At 60.8% G+C, this 22,876-nt stretch carries 13 protein-coding genes, 2 tRNA genes and 2 pseudogenes; 10 read left to right on the top strand and 7 right to left on the bottom strand.

Going from position 1 to position 22,876, the window contains the following annotated elements:
• Nucleotides 1–12: 12 nt before the first annotated feature.
• The 5 genes from DM813_RS22565 to DM813_RS22545 all read right to left on the bottom strand — a co-directional run bounded on the left by DM813_RS22565 (nucleotide 13) and on the right by DM813_RS22545 (nucleotide 7,108).
• Complete coding sequence (locus DM813_RS22565; RefSeq protein WP_128325617.1) at nucleotides 13–1,470, bottom strand: alginate export family protein; 1,458 nt, start codon at nucleotides 1,468–1,470, stop codon at nucleotides 13–15.
• A complete protein-coding gene (locus DM813_RS22560; protein WP_128325616.1) occupies nucleotides 1,467–2,918 on the bottom strand; it encodes a tetratricopeptide repeat protein in 1,452 nt (483 codons plus the stop codon). Before DM813_RS22560 ends, DM813_RS22565 begins: the two co-directional genes overlap by 4 nt.
• 20 nt (nucleotides 2,919–2,938) lie before the next feature.
• On the bottom strand, nucleotides 2,939–4,105 hold the full coding sequence (locus DM813_RS22555) for a PilZ domain-containing protein (protein WP_128325615.1): 1,167 nt from the start codon (nucleotides 4,103–4,105) through the stop codon (nucleotides 2,939–2,941).
• 15 nt (nucleotides 4,106–4,120) lie between these two features.
• Complete coding sequence (locus DM813_RS22550; RefSeq protein ID WP_128325614.1) at nucleotides 4,121–5,644, bottom strand: glycosyltransferase; 1,524 nt, start codon at nucleotides 5,642–5,644, stop codon at nucleotides 4,121–4,123.
• Nucleotides 5,645–5,800: 156 nt separating this feature from the next.
• A complete protein-coding gene (locus DM813_RS22545) occupies nucleotides 5,801–7,108 on the bottom strand; it encodes a nucleotide sugar dehydrogenase (RefSeq protein ID WP_128325613.1) in 1,308 nt (435 codons plus the stop codon).
• Between the two features lie 625 nt (nucleotides 7,109–7,733).
• Between DM813_RS22545 and DM813_RS22540 the strand changes: the two genes are divergently transcribed.
• The 10 genes and pseudogenes from DM813_RS22540 (at nucleotide 7,734) to DM813_RS22500 (ending at nucleotide 21,611) form a co-directional block, all read left to right on the top strand.
• Nucleotides 7,734–8,138, top strand: coding sequence for a helix-turn-helix domain-containing protein (locus DM813_RS22540; protein ID WP_128325612.1), 405 nt, complete (start codon nucleotides 7,734–7,736; stop codon nucleotides 8,136–8,138).
• Between the two features lie 81 nt (nucleotides 8,139–8,219).
• Nucleotides 8,220–8,858 (top strand): response regulator transcription factor GacA, encoded by a 639-nt coding sequence (gene gacA, locus DM813_RS22535; protein WP_128325611.1) that lies wholly within the window; start codon nucleotides 8,220–8,222, stop codon nucleotides 8,856–8,858.
• Nucleotides 8,859–8,862: 4 nt separating this feature from the next.
• Nucleotides 8,863–10,686, top strand: coding sequence for an excinuclease ABC subunit UvrC (gene uvrC, locus DM813_RS22530; RefSeq protein WP_128325610.1), 1,824 nt, complete (start codon nucleotides 8,863–8,865; stop codon nucleotides 10,684–10,686).
• Nucleotides 10,687–10,718: 32 nt separating this feature from the next.
• Entirely contained in the window at nucleotides 10,719–11,279 is a 561-nt protein-coding gene (gene pgsA, locus DM813_RS22525) for a CDP-diacylglycerol--glycerol-3-phosphate 3-phosphatidyltransferase (RefSeq protein WP_128325609.1), read from the top strand.
• 62 nt (nucleotides 11,280–11,341) lie between these two features.
• A tRNA-Gly gene (locus DM813_RS22520) sits at nucleotides 11,342–11,417 on the top strand.
• Between the two features lie 81 nt (nucleotides 11,418–11,498).
• A pseudogene (locus DM813_RS22515) lies at nucleotides 11,499–11,648 on the top strand (Arm DNA-binding domain-containing protein); the annotation flags it as partial.
• A gap of 42 nt (nucleotides 11,649–11,690) precedes the next feature.
• Nucleotides 11,691–11,813 (top strand): annotated as a pseudogene (locus tag DM813_RS28560) (hypothetical protein); the annotation flags it as partial.
• A gap of 77 nt (nucleotides 11,814–11,890) precedes the next feature.
• Nucleotides 11,891–16,330, top strand: a complete 4,440-nt coding sequence (locus DM813_RS22510) for an NEL-type E3 ubiquitin ligase domain-containing protein (protein ID WP_128325608.1) — start codon at nucleotides 11,891–11,893, stop codon at nucleotides 16,328–16,330.
• Nucleotides 16,331–16,507: 177 nt separating this feature from the next.
• Nucleotides 16,508–16,583 (top strand) — tRNA-Phe (locus DM813_RS22505).
• Nucleotides 16,584–16,736: 153 nt separating this feature from the next.
• Nucleotides 16,737–21,611, top strand: coding sequence for a dermonecrotic toxin domain-containing protein (locus DM813_RS22500; RefSeq protein WP_128325607.1), 4,875 nt, complete (start codon nucleotides 16,737–16,739; stop codon nucleotides 21,609–21,611).
• Between the two features lie 118 nt (nucleotides 21,612–21,729).
• On the opposite strand, the gene DM813_RS22495 is transcribed toward DM813_RS22500, so the two are convergent.
• Both DM813_RS22495 and DM813_RS22490 read right to left on the bottom strand, forming a co-directional pair.
• Entirely contained in the window at nucleotides 21,730–21,987 is a 258-nt protein-coding gene (locus DM813_RS22495; RefSeq protein WP_128325606.1) for a PAAR domain-containing protein, read from the bottom strand.
• Nucleotides 21,984–22,874, bottom strand: coding sequence for a hypothetical protein (locus tag DM813_RS22490; RefSeq protein ID WP_128325605.1), 891 nt, complete (start codon nucleotides 22,872–22,874; stop codon nucleotides 21,984–21,986). The genes DM813_RS22495 and DM813_RS22490 overlap by 4 nt, the downstream gene beginning before the upstream one ends.
• Nucleotides 22,875–22,876 lie beyond the last annotated feature (2 nt).

The raw sequence follows: 22,876 nt of genomic DNA, 5'->3' as shown, positions 1-22,876 counted from the left end.
GAAGGACCGTCCTTAGTAGCTGATCACGACGCCGACGCTCAGCTGGTAGTCGTCACCGCTGTCCAGGGCGTTGCCGGCCTTGAGGTAGCTGGCGCTGACCAGCGCGTTGACGTCCAGGTGCTTGCCGTCGATGGCCACCGGAAACATCTTCCAGTAGTAATTGAGGTCGAACATCTGCCCGACATCCTTGCCGCCGCCATGGTTGCCCTGGTCGATGGCGCGGTTGCGTTCACTGCGCTGATCGCCATCGATGCGCACCGGCAGGGTGCCGTCGGCATCACGCAAGGTCAGGTCGGTTACGCGCAGGTCCAGGGCGCTGCGCGGCGTCGGGTTGGTTTCCAGGCTGACGCCGTAGTAGCTCAGGTTGCGCAGGTCGAGGCTGATGAACGAGCTGGTCAGGCGCGTGCTGTAGCTGCCCTGGCGGGTGATGCGGTCGGACTGGATGGCATTGAGGCGGAAGCCGTCGTTTTCGTTGCTCGGCTTGTCGGTGAGACCGCCGCGCAGGGCCACCCGTGGTGTCCAGGGCAGGTCGTGAAAACGTTTGCCGATTTCGCCCAGGGCCGCCCAGCCGCTGGCCGAGTGACCGGTGCTGGTGACGCCGTTGCCATCGGTGTTGTCGACCTTGCCGTCGAGGGCGGCCAGCTCCAGGTGGTAGTCGCTGAACAGCGGGCTGACATCCAGGTTATCGCCCTTGAAGAACACACCATAGCGCATGCCCTTGAAGTCGTAGCGGTCTTCCGGGTCGTGGCCGCTGTGGTCGTTCTCGTGCATCAGGCGCGCGCCGGCCCAGTTGTTTTCGCTCCAGCGGTAGGCGTACTCACCCATCAGGTAGGTGGTGCGCTCTTCGCTGTCGGCCAGGCTGTTGACGTCGCTGTTGTAGTTGTAGAACTTCTGCCCCACGGCAAAAAAGCCACGGGAAAAAGTGTCGTTGTAGTTGAAGCGCAGCGACTCCAGGCTGTCGTCCCACCAGATGCCATAGTCATCGAAGTAGCGTTGACGGCCAACCGACAGCGAGAAGCGCGGGTCATCCCCGAGCAGGTTGCGTTTGACGTACAGCTCGCGCAGCTCGGCGTACCAGCCTTCGGGTTGTTCGCGGTCAAAACTGTTGCTGTTCTCGTTCTGGGTGCTGATCGACTGGCTGGAGTCATAGTTCAGCCACAGGCGGCCATAGACCATCCATTTGGCCCAGCGCTTTTCCGGCGAATACCAGGCAAACGAAGGCTCGTAGCGCAGGCTATAGAACATTTCGCGGCTGCGACCGACCTCGGAGTTTTCCGGGCCGTAGCCGGTCTGCACGGTCAGTTTGTTGAAAAACTCCGACGTGATCACCGGCGCACTGCCGTCGTTGCTGGCCACCCGTACAGGTTCGTTGCTATCGGCCTCGGGGCCGGTGATTTCTTCGGCGGCCAGGGCCGGGCACAGCGGTGCCAGTGCCAGCAGGGCGCCGAACAGGGAGTGATGCGCTTTCACAGGGTTGCTTCCTTCAACAGATCGGCACGTGCCGCCAGGGCACGTTCGATGTCATCCTTTTTAAGGGTCTTTTGCAGGCGCTTGATCAGGCCGCGTGCACCGTTTTCACCGAGCGCCAGGGCTACCTGGGCATAGGTGTAGGCCTTGACCGGGTCGTGACAGACGGCGCGGCCGTAAGCGTGCAAGGTGGCCATGCGGTACCAGGCGGCGGTGGAGCCGGCCTGGGCCTGGGCCTGGAAAATCTGCAGGGCCTTGTCCTGGTCCGGCTCGTCTTCCACGCCCTTGCTGTAGTACTCGGCCAGCAGCAGCTGGGCGTCCGGGTAGTTGCCGGCGATCAGTTCATCGATCAGCGCGCGGGCTTTTTGCGGGTCGAGGGTCAGCCAGTTGTTGACCATGTAGAACGACGCCTGCAGTGCTTTGGCGCGGGTCGGTTCACGGCGTTGCACCTGGTCGATCAGGGCCTGGGTTTCTTCGGCGTTGTGCTCGGTGGGGTTGGAGATCATGAAGTTGGCCCTGGACACCATGGCTGGCACAAAGCCCCGCTCAGCGGCGTTGTCACGCCAGCGGTGGGCTTCGGCCCGGGCGGAGTCGAGGGTCTCGCCGCGGGCTTTTTCCACGGCCAGCTGGGCGGCGTCGGGCGGTACCCGGGCCGGGCCCATGGCTCGGGTCTGGCGTTCGTAACGATCAGCTTCGAAATCGGCGCGCTGCACGCTGTTGATGCTGTCGAGCAGCGAACCGATGCGGTGCACGATGTCGACCGGCAGGGTTGGCCGCCGGGCTTCGAGGCTGCGGGCAAACGCCGGGAAAGCGCGGTCCTGGTCGTCGCCGAGAAAGCGGTAGTAGCGGTCTATCGCCCGGACATCCACGGCCACCGCCTGTTGATACGCCTGCTCGGCGCGCTGCCGATCACCCTCGCGTTCAGCCAGCACCGCTTGGTACAGCTCCGGCCGGCAGTTAAGCAGGCACGCTTGCTGATACAGCGCGAGCAGCTGCCGGGCCTGGTCGGTGGAGACCAGTTGCGGGTAAACCAGGAACACCTCAAGGGTGGTGCTGGCGTTGCGCGGGTCGAGGTTGGCCGGGTAGCGCGTCAACGCCTGGGCCATCCACTCGCGCTGGCCCGCTTGCAGGCTCGGGGTGCGGTCGAGCAGGCGCGCCAGGGAGGCCAGTGCCGGAATCTGCCCACGGCCGTCTGCGAACGCGTCCTTGTACAGCGTGATCACCTCCTGGCGGTTGGCGCCATCGGTGTTGGCCAGGACATCGCCGAGCAGCAACTTCGACGCCAGGTCGCCGCGCTCGGACAGCGCACGCAGGTCGCCACTGACATTGGCGCTGGGGTCCTTGTACAGCGCATAGCGCACCTGCTCCAGGCTCTGGCCGGCCGAAGCGGCACCGGCACAGGCGACACACAGGCCGGCCAGCAGCAGACGGGAGGGGATCATCGCGTTCATAGCCATTCCTTCCTTGGTGCTCAGCGCGATGCCGTGAACGGCAAGCCCAGGAACAGGTCAACCGCGACCGGCTTCTGGTAGGCCTGACGTGGCAGCGGGGTGTCCGGGGCAATGGTCAGGGCCAGGTTCTTGTTGGCCTCATCGACGTGGGAGTCGACGACTTTGCCGGTGAAGTGCTCGTCCAGGCCGAACACCTTGAGGTCGACCGAGGTCACCCGGGAAATGTCCGCCAGTTTGTCGAAGGGGACATTGGCGGTGACGAACAGACCCTCGTCGCGCGGCAGCAAATGCATCAGTGGCGCTTGTTTGTAGCCATAGCCGTCCAGTGGCTTGCCGGGGAAGTAGACTTCGCAGTCGCACGGGCTGTTGATCACCGTCTCGATGGTTGCGCGTCCGAGCAGGGTCTGCAGATCGCCGGGCGACAGGTCGGCCACGGCTTTGATGTCTGCCGGGCTGGTGAAGCTGGTGGCCAGTTGGGTGGAGATGCTGGCCAGTGGTTGGCCGGCTTTCACCTCGTTCTGACCCGGTTGCAGCAGGTACTTCACGTAGCCGTTGTCGGGCATGCTGATGATCTGGGCATTGGCCGAGACCTGGGCTTGTACGGCCGGAATGCGGAAGAACAGCTGGTAGCTCTTGTAGGCGACAAAGCCGAGGGCGGCCAGACCTGCCGCGGTGTACAGCAGTGTGCCGGCCACGGCCTTGAAGCGGTCGCCACTGCTGCGTGCGCTGGCGTGCTGCTGCTTGCGCTCCTTGATGTAGTTTTCGCGCTGCATCACGTTGAACAGGCCATTGATGTCGGCAATTTCGCCCGACAGGTAGGCACTGATGATGTAGCGCAAAATGTCCCGCTTTTGCGCATCCAGGTCGATGAACTGCGCGCCGACTTCTTCACCACGCTGCGACACGATCCGCACCTTGCCTTCCAGGCTCAGGTCGACCTGGTTCAGGCGCAGGCGGATCGAGGCGTTGTACAGGCTGCCAATGGTCAACGGCTTGTCGTGGCGCAGGCCGATGCCGCCCAGGGAGATGTCTTGCAGGCTGGTTTCGACCGTGGGCTGACCTGCTGCGGTCAGGGTCACGTGGGCGTTGATCCGGGTGCGTACATACTGGCGCTCGTCGATCGCTTCATGGACGACGTTGGCTGCGGCTTTTTTGCCGGGGATTACGGGTGTACTTGAGCTACTCATGGCAGGCGCCTTTCCTTAACGTTGCGTGAGTTCGAGAAGAACCGAGATGACCCCGAAGAAGATCGCGATGGACGAAAACAGCATCGCTTTGGAGGACCAGCGGTTCAGGGCGGCATCGAAGTCGACGCTACCGTTGCTTAACGTTGTTTTTTGTCGGGTCCAGCGCTGTTGGTCCATGTGGAACAGCGCATAGATTTTCATCACCGAACCGACTATCTGGTTGTAATAAAGAACGAACGGGTACACCGGGCTCACCGGGTGGCCGGCGAACAGAAACAGCACGGTGACAATGCTGCGCGACAGCAGCACCCAGAACAGGTACACCAGCAGGTACTGGATGCCGAACACCAGGCCGGCCACCACCGAGGCGGTCAGGCCCATCAGGCAGGTCCACATCGACACGCGCTGGTCGAGCAGCACATACAGGGTGAACAGGCCCAGGCGCGCACGGCCGAGCAGGGCAGTGGCCCGAAAGTTCTGGCGCAGGGAGTTGCCGTACCAGCGAAACATCAACTGGCGGGTGGCGCGCCAGAAGCTGTTGTCTGGCGGATGCTCGACGGTCAGGGTGTTGCTGTCGGGCACGTAGAAGGTGTCCCAGCCGGCGCGCATCAGGCTTAGCCAGGATGATTTGTCGTCGCCGGTAAGGAACTGGAAGCGGCCCAGGCGCCAGTGCTCGAGAAAGTCGGCTTCGACGTCGCGGATAAAGTCCGGGTCGGTCATGACACTGGCGCGAAAGAACGACAGCCGCCCGGTCAGGGTCAATACCCGGTGCGACAACGCCATCGAACACATGTTGATGTGCCGCTGCACGAAGCGCATCGAGTGCCACTGGCGCATCAGGCTGCTGCCTTCGACTTCGCAGAACTCGTTGGTGGTCAGGCCGCCGACCTTGGGCAGGTAGGCAAACAGCTTGACCGCGCGCTCGACGCAGCCAGGCAGCATCATGGTGTCGCCGTCGACAACGCCGACCACGGCGTTGTCCATCGGCATCTGCCGCGACAGGGCACGAAAGGCATGGGCCAGGCCGTCACGCTTGCCGGTACCCCGGGCACGTACGATGACCAGCTTGATGTCATCGCGACCGCTGACTTCGTTGCGCATGATCTCTTTGATGAACTGCTCGTCGCCCTTTTCCACGATCGAGGCAATCACCGTGCACGGCACCTTGAGCCGCTGCACCTCCTGGAAAACCGACTGGTAGACCTTGAAGGTGGTGTGGGTGGGGATGCGAAAGCTGGTCACCACCATGAACATGTGCGACGGCAAGGCGGCATCGCCCATGCGTTCGACGGCCTTGCGCATGCGCGGGAACTTCCAGTGCAGAAAGTACATGCCGCGCGTGAAGTGGACGATGGCATTGCCATAGCGCCACATGCCCAAAGTGCCGATGATGAAGATGAAGCTGTGGTGGCTCGGGTCCAGATACGCCGGGGCGATCATTTCCGAGGCCAGGGCAATCAGGCCGAACAGGCAGGCCCAGGCGCAGAAACTGGCGGCTGCCCGTCGTGCGCCTGAAGGCGGTTGTTGCTGACGTTCCATCTAACGCGTGCTCCGTTGACCAGGCACCCGCGCCTGAGCGAAAAGCGCACTCACCGAGCCCGGCCGCAGGGCGGCAGGCAGGCGATGGCAAGTGGTCTATTCGCTCAGGCGCAGGCTTGGGATGCGTGCTGGTTGTGCTCTGTGCAACCGTTGGCGTTACCAGCAGATACCCTGTTGGTGGGTGGTGCTGCCGTGCGGCATGAAGCCGACCAGGTCAATGACCTGTTTGTCGCCTGAGGCTTCCAGCGCCTGGGCGAAACGCTCGTCGCTGTTGCCCAGGACAATCACGTCGGCGTCACGGATCACTTGCTCAAGGTCGCTGCACAGCAAGGACGACACGTGCGGGATCTTCGATTCGATGTAGTCGCGGTTGGCACCGAAAACGCGGGCGTATTCGACGTTGCTGTCGTAGATGCTCAACTCGAAGCCTTTGCCGATCAGCATCTCGGCCAGCTCCACCAACGGGCTTTCGCGCAGATCGTCGGTGCCGGCCTTGAAGCTCAGGCCCAGCAAGGCGATACGGCGTTTGTCCTGGCGTGCGATCAGGTCGAAGGCATTGCGCACCTGGTTACGGTTGCTGTCCATGATCGAGGCCAGCAACGGATGCTCGACGTCCAGCTGACCGGCGCGGTAGGTGAGGGCGCGCACATCCTTGGGCAGGCACGAGCCGCCAAAGGCGAAGCCCGGGCGCAGGTAGTAGCGCGACAGGTTGAGTTTGTAGTCCTGGCAGACCACATCCATGACTTCGCGGCCATCGACGCCGGAGGCCTTGGCGATGTTGCCGATCTCGTTGGCGAAGCTGACCTTGGTCGCGTGCCAGACGTTGCAGGTGTACTTGATCATTTCGGCGACTTCGATCGACTTGCGGATCACCGGGGCATCAAGGCCTTTGTACAGCGACTCGAGCAGGTCGCCGGACTGTTGGTCAAGCTCGCCGATCACGGTCATGGCCGGGAAGTCGTAGTCCTGGATGGCAGTGCTTTCACGCAGGAACTCAGGGTTCACCGCCACGCCGAAGTCGATCCCGGCACGCTTGCCGGAAGCTTGCTCCAGCAGCGGGATGACCACATTCTTGGCTGTGCCTGGCAGCACGGTGCTGCGCACCACGATGGTGTGACGGCTGCCCTTGTCACGCAGGGCTTCACCGATTTGCTGGCACACCGCTTCCATGTAGACCAGGTCGAGGTCGCCGTTCTTCTTGCTCGGGGTGCCTACGCACAGCAAGGACATCTCGGTGGCCAGTACTGCCGCCTGGACATCGGTGGTGCCGCGCAGGCGACCATGATTGACGCCGTCGAGCAGCAGTTGTTCAAGCCCCGGTTCGACGATGGGCGACTTGCCCTGGTTGATCATGTCGATCTTGGCTTGAGAGATATCGACCCCCAGCACCTGGTGGCCACGTGCAGACAAGCAACCGGCGCACACGGCGCCCACATAGCCCAGTCCAAAAATACTGATATTCATAGTTCCCTCTGCCGGACACAGCATTACTGAGCCGGCTACTCCATTTATCGGTGATGTCGACGCGACGAGCACGCATAAACTAATCGCGCTTTGATCAGGCGATGGTCGTGTTGTTCGTTGTCTTGTTTTTATCCTAAGGGAGTTGTTTTTAGTTCGGCAAGCACTCTTGTGTAGTTGATTAAAATTAACTTGATAATTGCTTGTTAAGTTTAAAAAACCCTTAAAAATCAATTAGATAAAGTTGTCAATAAGTTCTATGTCAAAAAACAGTCGACCGCTTGACGCCATCATTATGGCGCCAAAAATTTGGATTTTGGCTGTTTTTGCAGGCGCGCTGAATGATTTCTGATTTGTTCTCTACTTGGCCTGGAATTTTCTTTAATTATGTTAGATGGTGTTTTTGCCGCCGCAATTAAGAATATTCAGTGATGTTGAAATGCCATCTTTTTGCCTGGGGCCTGGAGGGTGCAGGCCAGCTTCTTGTGCGGACAACTACAGACACGTCATGCCACGTAGCGGCTTGTGCAGCCTTCCCGTTCTTGTGCATAGTGACCGGGCAGGGGCCCGGGCTGCGAGCTCGGGTGGTTGACGCAGATGGATGATGTCTCAAGGAATTTGCACAGCAATGAACGGAATCGGCGCCCGGCTACGGGAAGAGCGAGAGCGACTGGGCCTGACCCAGCGCGTGTTTGGTGACATTGGCGGTGTCGAGCCTAATGCCCAGGGCAAGTACGAAAGCGGCGAGCGCACGCCCAAGGCGGATTATCTGGCCGCAGTCGCCGCCCGTGGGGTGGATGCGCTGTATGTATTGAACGGAATTCGTACTCCGGTACACCCTGGCAGCGTTAGCCCGGAGGAAGATGGCTTGCTGGATTGCTTTCGCCAGTTGGCGGCGCAGGATCAGGCTGCGGTCCGGCAATTGCTCGCCAGCCTCGCCGCGGCTCTACCACGGGCGTGTACGAAGATGCCCGGCACGCCAGCGATGGTTTTCGGCAGTGTGGCGGGCAAGCACAAGTCGGCGTCGTTGTGATGGCGTGTTCCGTTAGCTCTGGCGTGTGGTTTTTTGCTAAGGTGGCGGGATCCAATTGTCGCCGTGGTGCGAGGTGTCTGCTTGATTAGGGTACTGGTGGTCGATGACCACGATCTGGTGCGTACGGGCATCACCCGCATGCTGGCCGATATCGACGGTTTGCAGGTAGTGGGCGAGGCCGACTCTGGCGAGGCTTCCTTGAAGGTGGCGCGGGAGCTCAAGCCCGACGTAGTCCTGATGGACGTGAAAATGCCCGGTATCGGTGGCCTTGAGGCCACGCGCAAGCTGTTGCGCAGCCATCCCGACGTGAAAGTGGTGGCGGTGACCGTCTGTGAAGAAGACCCGTTCCCCACCCGCTTGCTGCAGGCCGGTGCGGCGGGCTACCTGACCAAGGGCGCTGGCCTGGATGAAATGGTCCAGGCCATTCGCCTGGTGTTTGCCGGGCAGCGTTACATCAGCCCGCAGATCGCTCAACAACTGGCCCTCAAGCCTTTCCAGCCGCAAGGCTCGCCGTTCGATGCGCTGTCGGAGCGGGAAATCCAGATCGCCCTGATGATTGTCGGTTGCCAGAAAGTGCAGATCATTTCTGACAAGCTGTGCCTGTCGCCGAAAACGGTCAATACTTACCGGTATCGGATATTCGAAAAACTCTCGGTTACCAGCGACGTCGAACTGACGCTGCTGGCTGTCCGCCACGGCATGGTTGACGCCAGTCTCTGAAATCATGACCCCAGTGTTCGATCCAAGTGCCTTCCTGGCGACCTGCAGCGGTCGCCCTGGCGTCTACCGGATGTTCGACGGTGACGCCCGGCTGCTGTATGTCGGCAAAGCGAAGAACCTGAAGAAGCGTCTCGCCAGCTATTTTCGCAAAACCGGCCTGGCGCCGAAGACGGCTGCCCTGGTGGCACGCATCGCCCAGGTCGAGACCACGATCACCGCCAACGAGACCGAAGCGCTGCTACTAGAGCAGACGCTGATCAAGGAATGGCGACCGCCCTACAACATCCTGCTGCGTGACGATAAGTCATACCCTTATGTGTTTCTTTCCGATGGTCCGTTCCCACGGCTGGGGATTCATCGCGGGGCGAAAAAGCAGAAGGGCAAGTACTTCGGGCCTTATCCCAGTGCGGGCGCCATACGCGAAAGCCTGAGCCTGCTGCAAAAGACCTTTTTTGTCCGCCAGTGCGAAGACAGCTACTACAACAACCGCACCCGTCCGTGCCTGCAATACCAGATCAAACGTTGCAAGGCGCCGTGCGTGGGCTTGGTCGAGCCGGAAGAATATGCCGTGGACGTGCGTCACTCGGTGATGTTCCTGGAAGGGCGCAGCCATCAACTGACCAACGAGCTGAACGCCGAGATGGAGCAGGCCGCCCAGGCCCTGGCATTCGAGAAGGCTGCCGAGCTGCGCGACCAGATCGCCCTGCTGCGCCGGGTGCAGGACCAGCAGAGCATGGAGGGCGGCACGGGTGACGTTGATGTCGTCGCCGCGTTCACCAACCCCGGTGGCGCCTGCGTTCACTTGATCAGTGTGCGCGGCGGGCGGGTGCTGGGCAGCAAGAACTTCTTTCCCCAGGTCGGGATTGAGGAAGAGGTGGCCGAAGTCATGGCCGCGTTCCTGTCCCAGTACTACATCGGCAATGCCGAGCGCGATCTGCCGAGCGAACTGATCGTCAACGTGGTGCACGAAGACTTTGCCGCCATCACCGCCGCGATCGAATCCTTGCGTGGCCGTGAACTGACCATCAGCCATCGGGTGCGCGGTACGCGGGCGCGCTGGCAGCAACTGGCGGTGACCAACGCCGAGCAGGCGCTGATGGCGCGCCTGGCCAACCGTCAGCACATGGCGTCGCGCTTCGAGGCGCTGGCGCAAGTGCTCGACCTCGACGAGCCGCCACAACGCCTGGAATGCTATGACATCAGCCACTCCAGCGGTGAGGCGACGGTGGCCTCCTGCGTGGTGTTCGGCCCCGAAGGCCCGCTGAAGTCGGATTACCGGCGCTTCAACATCGAGGGCGTGACGCCAGGCGACGACTATGCCGCCATGCACCAGGCCCTGACCCGGCGCTTCGGCCGGCTCAAGGACGGTGAGGGCAAAATGCCCGACGTGCTCCTGGTGGACGGCGGCAAGGGCCAGTTGAACATGGCCCGGGATGTCTTGCAGGAACTGGCGATTACCGACCTGATCCTGCTCGGTGTGGCCAAGGGTGTAACGCGCAAGGCAGGCTTCGAAACCCTGTATCTCAACGATGCGGCCCATGAGTTCACCCTCAAGGGTGACTCGCCGGCATTGCACCTGATCCAGCAGATTCGCGACGAAGCGCACCGTTTTGCCATCACCGGTCACCGTGCCCGGCGTGGCAAGGCGCGGCGTACCTCCAGTCTGGAAGATGTAGCCGGGGTAGGGCCAAAGCGTCGGCGCGACCTGCTCAAGCACTTCGGTGGCTTGCAGGAGTTGGGCCGTGCCAGTGTCGAGGAAATTGCAAAAGCACCAGGAATCAGTAAAAAGCTTGCCGAGTCGATTTATGCGACCTTACATAGCGAGTAGAATGCCCCCTCACTTTGCAGCCAGTTGTGCCGATGAATATTCCAAATCTACTCACAGTTCTTCGCGTCCTGCTCATCCCGATCTTCATTTTGCTGTTCTATGTTCCGTATCACTGGAGCTATGTGGCAGCGAGCAGTGTCTTCGCCATTGCTGCGGCCACCGACTGGCTTGATGGCTACCTGGCCCGTCGGCTGCAGCAGAGCACACCGTTCGGGGCCTTCCTGGACCCGGTGGCCGACAAGCTGATGGTCGCGGTGGCCCTGGTACTGCTGGTACAGGTGCACGCGAATTTCTGGCTGACCCTGCCGGCGGCGGTGATCATCGGCCGCGAAATCGTGGTGTCGGCATTGCGTGAGTGGATGGCCGAGTTGGGCGCGCGGGCGCATGTGGCCGTTTCGAACCTGGGCAAATGGAAAACCGCTGCGCAAATGCTCGCGCTGGTGATCCTGCTGGCCAACCCGCCGGCGCTGACCTTCTGGGTCATCCTCGGTTATGCCTTGCTGATGATTTCTGCCGGCCTGACCCTGTGGTCGATGGTGCAGTACCTGCGTGCCGCCTGGCCGCACCTGCGCGAAGGCTCGGAACAAAAATAAAGCTTTTTTGAATCAAGGGCTTGACGGCGCTTTATGAATCTATAGAATGGCCGTCACCAAATGCGGGAATAGCTCAGTTGGTAGAGCACGACCTTGCCAAGGTCGGGGTCGCGAGTTCGAGTCTCGTTTCCCGCTCCAGATATCGATCTACAGAGTTCCATTGAGGTCTGTAAATCATAGAAAAATAGACGCTTAGGCGTCTTTTTTCGTTTCAGCCAGATCCATCAGAATCCATGGGCCGGCGAGGACTACACGCTCGGTGATAGCGATGGCCTGTCTCTCGGCGTGACAGCGGCTGGCGGTAAGTCCTGGCACTTTCGCTACTCATGGGCTGGTAAGCAGAAGCACATGTCCCTCTGCACCTATCCACTGGGTAAATTGTCGATCTACACCATCAAGCGCCACGACCTGCACGCGCAGATCGATTGCCAGCATTACTTGAGCCGCCAGTTGCAGCCCGTGGCGGATGCGATCCTGCCTTTCGACAACGACGACTTCAGCCGTCTCACCGGCCGCCAGCTGCTGTTGTTCTGAGCGGGTGCTAGATAGCTAGCACCTGTCATTGTCCTGCATTGCCTAGCCTCGTGCCGATACGCAATCAGGAGGCAACCATGCAAGACAACACCCCGCAGCCGTCGGCTGAAGTCGATGCCCTTGCCGTAGGGCAAGCCTATCAGGACAGCCTGATCGCAAAGCGTCTGCCCGGCTGGATGGCCGCGCTCAGCGAATCTGAACATGACGTATTGGGCGATGCGTTGCGCAAGCTTTTGGCCTGCCGGCAAAAGCTGACGCTCGAATTCGCGCAGGTGCGTGGCATTGACGACTTCACCAAGCCTGTGTTGCAACAGGCGCTCGACCGCCTGGGGAGCTTCAGGGTCGACCAACTATACATGCGCCGTTGGTACACCTTCACTTCCAACACCGTCAGCTACCTGGCAGGCCGTGTTCCCGTTCAGGACAGCGACTACTACGACCTGCCTTTGCTTGAAGCGGCGCTTTACAACTTCACCGAGGATGAGCGCAACGAGCAGCCCCGGCGCAACGCAGTGGTGGACATTCAGGGGAGCAGTCAGGCGGGACTGTCCGCGGTGGCCTTTGCCGGACTGTGCCGCGACCTGGACCTGGGTCAGCAGTATCAGGACCACCTGGACGCCATCTTGCTTCAGCAGGCTGGTCATCAGAGCGTCAAGGCGTTACTGGCCGACTTCCAGCGCAACAGCATGCTGGCCGATGCCCTGCAAGCCAAAGCGCAGGGGAGGCTGAACGAGGCCGAGTTGCAACTGGTGATTGCCCTGTGCCGCGACAACCGCCCGGGCTGGCTCGAAGGCGCACCGGTTCAAGCCCGGCAACTCAAGGTGTTTGGGTGCCCGCTGCAGCGGATCGTAGTGCTGGAAGTCATCGATACAGGTGTGATCTACAACAGCGTCAAGCGCGTATTGGTGTATGTCCCAGGGGACCCGCACGGCGCGTGGAGCGCCCGCGACGACCTGGACGATTATGCCCGCCGGGTGCTCGGCATGCGTCTGCGCGACAAGGACTACCGACGCTTTTTCAGCCGCTTCGTACGCCGCCGCGACGCCCAGTGGCTGTTTTCAGCCGTCAGCGAGCGCCTTGATGATGTCGCCGACTGGGCCACGCGCGACCTCGATGAGCAGACCGCCGGCTACCCGTTGCCGTTGTTCGATCATCTGGCCGCTACCTGGATCGCCCAGATCAAGGACGATGCCGCGATGATTGCGCCGCCTGTGGCACAGCTAGACCGCCAGGCTCAGGAACAGCACGACAAACGCCTGCGCGCCGAAGGCTGGAGCCTGCTGGCCATTGCCGGGCTGTATGTGCCGGCGATTGGCGCCCTGCTGGCGCTGGTGATGGTCTACGAGCTGCTGGAAGAGGCATTCCAGGCGGTATCCGACTGGCGTGACGATGAGCGCGACGCCGCACTTGAGCACCTGCTGCACGTTGGCAAAGGCGTGGCGTTGGTCGGCGCGACTGCCGTTACCGTCGGCGTCGCTCGCCGCGCCTGGAGCCAGGTGGATACGTGGATTTCGGCAAGACTGGAGGATGGCAGCGAAAAGCTCTGGAATGGCGACGTGCGGCCCTACCGTGGCGAAGGCCCACCCGCCGACGCGGTGATGGACGAGCAAGGCATCTACAGCGCTGGCGACAACCACTGGGTCGAGATGCAAGGTAACTGGTATCAGGTTTCCCAGCGCAGCATCGATGAGCAATGGGGATTGATTCCCTACCAGGGCCATGGCCCGCAGCTACGCCACAACGACGCCGGTGCCTGGCGGCTCTGGCATGAACAACCGGCCGAGTGGAACCACAGGGCGATGATGTTCCGACGCCTGGGCAGGCCCTACAGCGAGCTGGATGACCAGCAGATCGACCAGGCAATGACCATTCATGACCTGAACGACGAGCACCTGCGGGCCTTGCACGTCTATGGTCGGCCTGCAGAAGCCGGACTCGCCGATACGGTCAGTCGTCTGCTGCTGGCAAGACGCATTCAGCGCCTGGTCGGCGAACTGCGCGACGGCTTGGCAGTCACCGACACGGGATTATTGGAAAGTGCCAAGGACGTGCTCGCAACATCGGCAAACGACAGTGAACTGGCGGATGGCGTATGGCTACAGCGCCGTGCAGTGCTGCAACAGGCCTACGATGAACAGTTTCCCGACACCGAGGCAAGCGTGATCCTGCGCCGGGACTTCGCCAGCCTGCACCGGCTGGCTGTGGATGAATTGCTGCGTACAGCCAGTGCAGATGACCGTGAAACCCTGCTTGAGACATTGAGGGTTCCGCTGTTCATGGCCCAGGCTGCCAGGGCGCAGGTCACGGGCATCCGCGTTGCGCGCGTGTATGAATCACTGGCATTCGACACGCCACAGAACCTCGACCTTGGAAGGGTTGCGCTACGACTGCTTGCGCGCTTGCCCGGGGCTGCGGCGCAACCTGGCTGGAGCTTGTTCGATGGCGACGCCAGCGAGCCATTGCTGGCGACAGAGGGCAGCGGCCCGCCTTTGCAACTGATCCACCGATCAGGGCTGTTCAGCCTGCGCGTTGCCGACAACGAACCGTTGACCGCACCGGGTGAACTTTTCGACGTGTTGGCTCAGGCGTACAGTCCCGCGCAGCGTGCCTCACTGGGCATTGGCGAGCCCTTTGCTGTGGCACTACGCGAGCGTCTGGCGACGGATGCCAGCGAGCAGCGCGAGAGGGTAATGGGCTGGCTTGGCCTGCCTCGACCGAACCGGACGTTCCTTGCCCCGCAACGATTTGATGACGGCAGAATCGGCTACCCCTTGAGCGGCGGCCGGTTCTGGGCCACCTTGGGTGGCCGCAGCCCCAGGGCCCTGCAGGCCAGGTTGCGCGACCTCTACCCGGCCTTCAGCGACGAGCAGATCGGTCAATGGCTCGAAAGGGCAGACGCGATGGCACGGCTGGAAGCGCTGGAGCAGGAGTACAGCGCGCTGAGCAGCCATCTGAATCAATGGGTGCGCGGGGCTTTCCCGACGTTGGAACTGTTTGCCCGTCGCGAGCTGCGCAAAGGCCTGATCGAGTGCTGGCGCAAGCAGGTTCCGGTGCTTGAGGGCATCCCAGCGGAAAGCCCGCGCTATATGTTCAGCCACGTCCGCAGGCGTATTCGCGAGCTGCCGAGCCTACCTGAGTCCGTAAGGTTTCCTCATGTGTCGATTCTTGTCTTGCGGGCTATGCGCCTGGGGAAGGTGCCGGACGAATTCCTGCGCGCATTCCCCAACCTGCGCAGCCTCGAAATCACCAATTGTCGGCTCAGACAGTTGCCGTTGCCCGAGGCACTCGCCCAGCAACTGGAGGTGCTTGATCTGTCGGGCAACGAGATCGCGCTGGATGAAGGGCAGGCATTGGTCCTGGCCAGTTGCAGTTCACTGGTGTACCTCAATCTTTCCGACAATCCGCTGGCCATGAGCTTCTCGATCTTCGGCATGCCCAGGCTCAATGCCCTGTACCTGCGCGGCACACGGCTGGACACATTCCCCTATGGCGTCATTGACAGCCCTGAGCTGCATACCCTCGATCTCAGGAACAACGCCCTCTACGAATTGCCCCAGGGCTTCCATCAATCGGAGCTATGGCGCGTGGGCAGGGTCAGCCTGTTTGGCAACCTGTTCGCCACGCCTTCCGAGCAGATGAACGTCTGGCACTGGCTAGGCGAAAGTCGGGTTCCTTATCGTTTGCGTTGGCTGGATGTGCTGCCGACCTATAGTCGCGACAAGATGGCCTCGCTGTGGACGCAACTGGAAGCGCAACAAGGTGCCGATGATCTGTTCGGTACCCTTGCGGCGCTGACGACATCGGGTAACTTCAAATCCTTTACGCTTGCAAGAGACTTCGCCATACGCCTGCTGGACATGTTCGAAACCATGACCAGGGACGAAGCGCTCAAGCGAGAACTCTTCGAGCATGCGGCCGTGACCGATTGCCAGGACAACGCGACCATTCGTTTCTCCGACCTGGAATTGCGGGTAAAGGTGTGGCGCGCACTGCACGGTGAGTTGGCGCGCCATCCCGAGCGTGCGCTCCTGCATCTTGGCGGGCAGCTGTGGCGCATGGATGTACTGGACCAGCTTGCCGCGGTACATGCCCTGAGGGCAGGGGCGAGCAATGAGTCGATCGAGTTCGCCTTGGCTTATCGCATCGCCTTGCGTGTCAAGCTTGACTTGCCAATCGCGCAGGATGACATGCTCTACGGCGGCATCCCCAATCTCACTACACGTGACATTCGCCGTGCCCATCGAGGTGTCATTGCGGCGCAATCGGTGGAGGCGTTGGCGCAATTCCTGGCGCGGCAACCGTTCTGGCAGAATTACCTGAAAGCCAACTTCGCTGCGCGCCTGCAAGTGCCGCAGGATATCCATGACGAGCTGGAGCGACTCATCGAACTGGGCGGCCTTGAGGATGAAATCGAACGCCTGCATATCCATACCCAACAAAGGGAGCACGAGGTGATGGTGCAGTTGACCCGCGAGGCCATGGGGCGGGCACGTACTATCACGCTTGGCGATAGCTGACCCCTGGCAGCTTTGAACTATGTTCTAACTGGGTTGCGATGGGATTCGCTGCTTGCGATGCACAGATGTCGATACTGGACTTTTCAGACAGCTAAGCAGCGTAACTATCGGAATTTATTAAATTTTAGATGGCTCACACTTGACGTCACAGCCCAAAAAACGTTTAATTCCGGCGCGGCCCAGATAGCTCAGTCGGTAGAGCAGGGGATTGAAAATCCCCGTGTCGGCGGTTCGATTCCGTCTCTGGGCACCACTCTCCCAAAACCCCTGAAGCCATAGCTTCAGGGGTTTTTTTGTTCAGTCCAGCCTGTACTCCATGCATGCTCGGCCGCAACGAATAGCTATTTACCGCACATGGCCTTAGCCGCTCCGGCCCCATATCGGCTCCTTTCACCGGAGACCGACGATGACCCACACCCCTTTCCACCATGCTCAGATGGTGCGTACCCTGCCTGCTTGGAGCAAGGCGCTGCACCCTGATCACGCTAGCCGTATCGTGCAGAGCCTGCGCAAGGACTACCTGGATGCCGACGGTGTCGCCTACCCCTGGTACAGCAAGGCCGACACCCCAACCCGCGAAGCCCTGCAGCGGGCCATCGCCCGGCGCGATAACAGCCGCAGGGCATTGCAGACAGCGTTGAGTGCTTTGCAAGGCGTGACTGAGTTTTGCGCGCCATTGCTGCAACGGCGCCTGGGGCTCGACATCCCGGTCGACCAGGCGCAATACGTCCACCAGGCGACCAAGGTCGAGAAACCGAAGGGTTCGCCAGGGGGGCCTGCGGTGCCGACAGAGCCGGGGGATATCGTGGCCGATGGCGCCCCGCAATACCGCAGTTTGCTGGAAGCGGCCCTGCATAATTTCGAAGGCGCTGCCGACACTACACGGCTTAGCCGCCTGCAACGCAACCGCCAGGACATCAGGCAGATCCCCGGCCTGACAGTGGCTGACTTCATCGAGCATTGCCGGGCGCTGGACCTTGGCCAGCGCTATCAGGAGCACCTTGACCAGGTCTACGGTGGCGAAAGCAAGGACAGGCTTCAACGCCTGGCCAGCCAGGTCCGGCGCGACGCGTTCGGTGTGCAGGTCCGCATCGCCGCCTGCAAAGGGCAGGTCAATGCCCCTGAGTCGCTCGTACTGCATGGCCTCTGTGCAGACGATACCAGCTCACCGCCGGTTTATGAGGGCCGTTCCTTGCGCTGTTGGCAGCTGTTGCTGCTCGGCGTGCCTATTCATGAAATGCTGTTCATTGCGCCAGAAGAAAACGGCAGACATGACCCGGTATTTCTCTACAACCCGGCGGATGAAGACGCGATCAGAGGGTTCGCTTCGCTGGCCGATGCCTACACGCACCTTCGCACGCAGCTGCTGGACTCCGCCTACCGCAAGCGCTTCGTTGCACTGGCCTTGCAGGATCAGCAAGCCGACCTGAAAGTGCGACTGATGCGCGAACTGTTCAGCAACCCCGACGAAGTCTCGCAAAAGTTGTTGATACCGCGTGGCTCGATTCATCTTGAGGTCAAGGAGAAGGCCCTGCCAGTCCGCCCGTGGGCGTCGCTGGAATCTAGCCACCTGGTCAGGCTCCGGGCAGATGCGCGCACCATCGCTGTCCCCACGGTCGACGTCGACGCCAAGGTACGCCTGCGCAACCTGGAACACTGGTTCGACCTGGGCATGACGGTGCTTAACGTCGCCGCCATGGTTGTGCCTTGCCTGAACCCGATCATGCTGACCATCGGTGCCGCGCAAATCATGGGCAATGTGTTTGAGGGCATCTCAGCCTGGGAAGAAGGCGACAACGCGGGGGCCCTGGCGCAGCTCGAATCGGTTTTGCTCAACGTCGTGGTGGTTGGCGCAGTTGTCGCAGGGGGCGCAGTGTTCAAAGCTTCCGGGTTCGTCGACGGCATGCAAAGCATCATCAAGGATGGCAAGGACTATCTCTGGAGCGGCGCAATGAAGGACTACTCGAGTCCGATATCGCTGCCAGAGCACCTGGAAGCCGATGGCCTGGGCCGCTACACGCTGGAGGGGCGTTACTTTGTGCGCATCGATGGCGAACTGTATGAGCAGGTGCAAGAAAACGGTCGCTGGCGGATAGCCCACCCGCAAGATCCGCAGGCCTACCGCCCTACGGTGCTGGACAATGGTGAAGGCGCCTGGCGTGGTGCGCATGAACGTCCGCTGGAATGGGACAAGCGCCAACTGCTGCGACGCCTGGGGCCTATCAGCGAAGGCCTGGAGGACGCCGAGCTGGAGGCAGCAATGCAATGCTCAGGGGAGCAAGGTGATGTGCTGCGCCAGACTCAGGTTGCCGCACAGCGGCCGCCCGCTCTGCTGGCCGATGTAATTGACCGCCTGAGGTGTACCCGCCAGGTGGATGACATCATCGACCGAGTGCGTCATGGCAAGGGGCTCGCGGCGTACAGGAACTTCGCGCTGCCTAGCCTGACCACGCTCGATGGCTGGCCGGAACAGCATGTAATCAAGGCCTACACCGGGCCGGAAAACTGGGGTGAGAGCACGCTGTACGGGACGGCGGACCAACCCTACCCGGTGCAGATCGAGATCAATCGAACCGAGCTGGAGAACGGCCAACTCAGCGAGCGGGTCGTTGCGCAACTGGACGACAACGCACTCAACGGCCTGTTACCCGAAGACACCGAACTGGCCGATCAGGCCAGCGCGTTGAACGACAAACTTGCACAGCACCTTGAGCAGCATCGTGACGCCCTGTTCGAAAGGCTGTACAGCCGCAACCAGGTCGCGCTTTCACCCGAGGCCGAAACCCTGTCCAGGCAGTTTCCGGGCCTGCCGCGCCGTGCGGTCGAACAGATCATGGCCAGGATCAGTGCTCGCGAACGTCTGCGCTTGGCCAGCGGCCGGGTGCCGCTCCGCGTTGCCGAGGAGGCCCGCACGCTGCAGGCCCAGGCCCGACTGAACAAGGCCCTGCTGGGCCTTTATCGCCCCGAGCTGGCTACTGCCGACAGCACGCTGCTGGATACTGCACTTAAAGCCGAGCACCCCGAAGCGGATGCTCCGCAACGGTACAAGCTTGCCGTCGGCGACCGAGACCATGCAGCCAAGCTGATCGGTCAACAACCGATCAGGCCGGGCTATCGGTCACCCATGCGCCTGGCGGACGGGCGCCTTGGATATCCGCTCAGTGGAAGGCGGTTTTGGACCCGTACGGCGGATCGACGATTACGTGCACTGTATCCAAGCCTGGGTACGAGAGAGCGAAATGCCGTGCTGGGCCGGTTGCGCCAGCGCGGGAGTGTTGCGGCACAACTCAGGGCGCTGGAAATTGAACAAAGTACCCTTAACGACACGCTGCAAGAGTGGGTAGAACAAGGTGTCGCGCAAGATCAGCAGGGCGGGCGTTCCGTAATAAGTGATCAGTTGAATTCCGCCTGGCGCCGTGACAACCCTGACACGTTGACGCTTGAGTTCGTGGACATCGACGCGCTGCCGTCGCTGCCGGCGCGCTTCGATCACATCACTACCCTGAACATTCACGACATCGGCATCCGCCAGATCCCTGCGGACTTTTTCCAGAGCTTCCCTTCGTTGCGCACCCTGCGCCTGGAGCAATGCCCGGAACTTGATTTCGAGGGTATGTTCCGCGCACTGGAGTTCACACCCCAGCTGGAAGTACTGGAGTTGGGTAACAATCGGCTTGGCGCACTCACCGGTGGGATGCGTCAGCGCCTCGTCGGCCTCAATCATCTACGTAGGTTGAGCCTGCGCCGCAACAGGCTGCGGCTTGCTGAAGCGGACTTGCAGACTTTTGCACAGCTACCTCTCGAAAGCCTTGGCATGGAAAACAACGAAATCGTTCTTGATGCCACCCTGGCAGCGCGTTTTACCGGCCTGCGCAGCTTGCGCGACCTGCGTCTGACCAACAACCCGCTGGGGCTGGCACCCGATTTGACCGGCTTGAGCAACCTGGAGAACCTGCAGCTGCGAAACTGTAACCTGCAGGCATGGCCGCGTAGCCTGACTGAATTGATGGAGCAAGCTGACCGGCAGTTGCGTCACCTTAGCCTGAGTTACAACCCCATTGACGAGGTCCCCGACCTGGACCGGATCCTGGCAAGCCCATTTGTAGAGAGCCTGCGTACAGGCCGCGACAACGTCTCCTGGGACTTCAACGTCAACGACTTGAACACCCAAAGCAATCGTCGCTTGCGTGCCGCGGGTGTGGAAGCTCAGACAGACAACGAACTTGCTGGTGCTGATGATGACTACTGGCTGCAGGACGCAGGTGAGGCCCAGCAGCGGCTTTGGCAAGAACTGTTCGACGGGGATGCCAATCGCTACTTACGCGATGTCGTCGAGCGTGTGGCGCGTTCGCGGCAGGCCGAGAACAATCCGGACGGGCTGGCCAGTCAGGTCTGGCAATTGCTCGAACAGGCCGGACAGGATCAGGAACTGCGCACGCACCTGGACACTGTTGCCCAAGATTACCCGCCGACCTGCGGTGATGCCGGTGCCGATGGTTTCAGTGCGCTGGAACTTGAGGCGCTGGCATTCCAGACAATGAGTGAGGAAGCAGAGCGCCCCGCGTTCTTGTTCAACTTCTTCAGAGGCCTTTATCGCCGTGAAATGGTCAACGCACTGGGCGAGCGAATCCAGCTCGCCCGCCTGGCACGGCAGGCACGGCTGCTCGAGCTGGAGCGATTACCCGCCGAAACACAACCTGAAAGCCTGGCCCTTCCTGCACTGGACAGCCTCGACATACTCGATGATGAACGGCTGCAACGAGGCGGAACAGACCTGATTGAAATACGCCTGGCCTTGCGCCAATTGCTGGCAGTGCCGCTGGAATACCCAGAAGCCAGCCAAGGCATGCTCTACCGCGATGCTGCGATGATTTCGTCACGTGTGGCAAACAACGTCGAACAGGCCGTGCTCGCGCTCGATCAAACGGCTGCCGAACGCAGGGCCTGGGTCGCACGACAATCCAGTTGGCAGCGTTACCTCACGCAGCACTTTGCAAGCCAGTTCAAAGCACTGGATGAACGCTGGTACCAGGGTATGGAGTATCTGGACTACTGTTTGAACCCTGAGAGCGAAGCGGTGGACTCGCTTGATGATGCAGTCCTGCGGGTAATCAGGGAGGTATTACCCGACGTGCCGCAGGGCGAAGGCGGCCGGGTGGGCAGAATGGAACTCAGCGATGGTGCGTATGACCGGGCCGTTCGCGCCCTGAACACTGGGCGAGATCAGGCACGGCAGGCGCTGTTCGAGAAGCTTACAGGGGAGCAGGACTACAACAACTGAGGAACGCTACTGGCTGCGCAGGTCTTGGAAGAAGGCCTGCCGGCCATTCACGTGCGGGCCGTCACCTTGTTTTTGTGGAGGCCACGGTTGGCATTGGCCAGGTTACTTGTGCCCGCGGTCAATCAATTAGCCAGCCCGGGTCACCCTCGATCAAGGTACCCCCATGGCTGGTTGTGTCTCCTTCCCTTGCTGCCGGTTGGCCCTCGATGAGGGTACAGGGTGCGCCGGTTTCGATGAGCGCACCGCAACTGATCCGGTCGCCCACGCGGGCGACAGCCCTGCCGTCCACGAATGTTGCGCTTGCGCCGGACTCTACTGTTCCTTCCCCATGAATCGGGCAGCTGTGGCGATGGCCTACGAGTACGATGGGTTTCATTTACGCTTCCTTTTGCCGGGTTGAACAGGTGCTACCTCGAACGCCTCGGGCGGCGCAGGGGCGGCTCGGACATTGAACAGTCGGCAGACGACGTACCAGCAGAGGGCGAGGGTGAAGTTGTAGGGGAACAGCACGGCCCAGAACGGCAGTTGCCAGTTCTTTTTGCCTTGCATTTCACCGGGCTCGCCGGTTCGCCACGGGGCGTAATGGCGCCAGGCTTCTGCCGGGGTCAGGCAGATGGCGTGGAGAGGCTTATGCCACCAGTTGGGTTCGCCGGGAGGGGGCAGTTTGTCCGGGCCGTGGTCCATGAAGTGACGGAGGTATTCCCAGACTTCGGCGACGTGCTTGATGTCGGACTCGGTGGGTTCGTTGCTGTCGACCCATAGGCAGTCTTTTTGGTGAAGACTGCCGTCCTCCCGGCGAGGGGCGAATGCGAGTGCGTAGCTGGTACTGAAGGATGAGCCACCGAATTCGGTGCGTTTGAAAATGCCGCCTCCTGTATTAAGCCATTCAAAAACTATAGTTTTACTCAAGCGGCGGTAAAAAATTTTTTTGGTTGTTCGGTTGAAGCAAAAATATGATAGTTTTTTTATGAAAATTATTCGATAAATTAGAAATGGAAGGAAAATAAATGGCGCAAGTGCCGTTCCGGTAATTAATATGGGGTCAAACGTAAAAGGGGTCCAGGGTTTGGATAACAGAAAAGGGTAGAAGCCAATCATCAATGTGACAATCGCTGCGCAGTACAGCTTTGCCATGAAAACAGAGTCTGTTACCCATGGGTTTCTTAGGCATAAAGTATTTTCGGATAACATCGCGACCTGTCCTCTAATTGCAGGTTTACACCCGGGTCGTGATGTCAGGTTAAATATCCAGATAGTTGACATAT

The organism is Pseudomonas alkylphenolica, from assembly GCF_004025535.1.
Lineage (GTDB): Bacteria > Pseudomonadota > Gammaproteobacteria > Pseudomonadales > Pseudomonadaceae > Aquipseudomonas > Aquipseudomonas alkylphenolica_A.
Note: the sequence above shows the minus strand (reverse complement) of the source record. Positions and strands in the feature narration are given on the sequence as shown.